This window comes from Alteromonas sp. S005, assembly GCF_036864475.1.
In the GTDB taxonomy this organism is placed as follows: domain Bacteria; phylum Pseudomonadota; class Gammaproteobacteria; order Enterobacterales; family Alteromonadaceae; genus Alteromonas.
Genome location: NZ_JAZETN010000042.1, coordinates 1 through 1423, shown reverse-complemented (window position 1 = coordinate 1423; position 1423 = coordinate 1). Strand labels below are relative to the sequence as shown.

The 1423-nt window shown below is 38.8% G+C and carries 1 protein-coding gene and 1 pseudogene; both read right to left on the bottom strand.

Annotated features, from left to right (window positions below; all coding sequences use genetic code 11):
* Window positions 1–30 precede the first annotated feature (30 nt).
* Window positions 31–885 (bottom strand): annotated as a pseudogene (locus V7R55_RS19455) (IS3 family transposase); the annotation flags it as partial.
* Complete coding sequence (locus tag V7R55_RS19450) at window positions 873–1373, bottom strand: transposase (protein WP_334061018.1); 501 nt, start codon at window positions 1371–1373, stop codon at window positions 873–875. The gene V7R55_RS19450 and the pseudogene V7R55_RS19455, both read right to left, overlap by 13 nt.
* Window positions 1374–1423 lie beyond the last annotated feature (50 nt).

Sequence of the window (1423 nt, the reverse complement as noted above, 5' to 3'; positions counted from 1 at the left end):
TGAAGTGACCCCATTAAGTTGGACTCATTTCTAAGCGGCAACCAAGGCCTGATTTCGATATTGTATCGGACTCAGGCCTTTTAGTTTTAGCTTAATACGTTCGTTGTTGTAATAATCGATATATTCTTTGATGTTTTCAATAAGTTCATTTGCATCTTTGAACGTTTTATTGTGGTACATCTCAGTTTTTAATATGCCGAAGAAGTTCTCTGCAACAGCGTTATCTAAGCAGTTTCCTTTTCTAGACATGCTTTGAAGTAGCCCATTCTGTTTCAAGTGATTTTGGTATTGTTTATTTTGATATTGCCATCCTTGGTCAGAGTGTATGAGTGGCTTTTCATGGGGTAATAGCTTACTAGTCGCGGCTTTAAGCATATCTGTAACTAAGGGTAACGTTACAGATGTCCGCACTTCATAGCTAATGACCTCTCGATTAAATAAATCTATTATCGGTGACAGATACACCTTCTGATTATTCACTTTAAACTCAGTTACATCAGTCACCCATTTTTGATTAGGCTGTTCTACAGTAAATTCACGATTCAATTTGTTTTCTGCGATTCTGCCGATTTCACCTTTGTAAGACTTATAACGTTTAGGCCTGACTTTTGACTTCAAACCAAGTTCGCACATTAGGCGTTGTACACGCTTATGGTTAACCACTAAGCCCATCGCTCGTAAAGCGTAAGTCACTCTACGATAGCCATATCGCCCTTTATGTTTGTGATAGATATCACGGATTTTTACGCGTAAGTCAGTATTGGAACAAGGCTGATTCAGCGCATTACGATGGTAGTAATACACACTCTTGGGAAGCCCTGTAACTCTTAATAAATGTTGTAAGCTATATATTGCCTTGAGCTCTTCGACAACTATCGTTTTGTCTTTGCTTTTTTCTTTCTGGCTTGAGCCAAGGCTTCTAACTTTTTTAAAACAGCGTTCTCTGCACGTAAATAATCGAGTTCTTCTCTAAGCTCTTTTTCAGTCATCTCTGATGATGGTTTAGGAGTTGAAGAGTTATTAGTCACGCGGGGCTTACCTTTGTTTTTGGGGATGAGACGGGATATGTCCTCGCGAGCATAAAGCTTTTGCCATTGAAATAAAATACCAGGGGATGATAAGTCGAAATAGGCGCTGGTATAACCCAATGACCAATTGTTCATTTCCATCGTCTTTAGCACATGGGTTTTGAACTCTCTAGAATAAGGTAGCTGCTTATGAATAAAGCTATTTGAGCCGTTTATTTGATAAACCTGAAACCAATAGCGAATAAGCCGAGCGCTTACTCTGTACTTTCTACCTAAAGCTTCAGAATTTTTTTCTTCGACTAGCTGAGCGAGCTTTATTTTAAACGCTCTATTGTGTTTTGACATAAAAAGACCCCCAATAATTGGAATGTCCAACTAATGGGGGTCACTTCAGT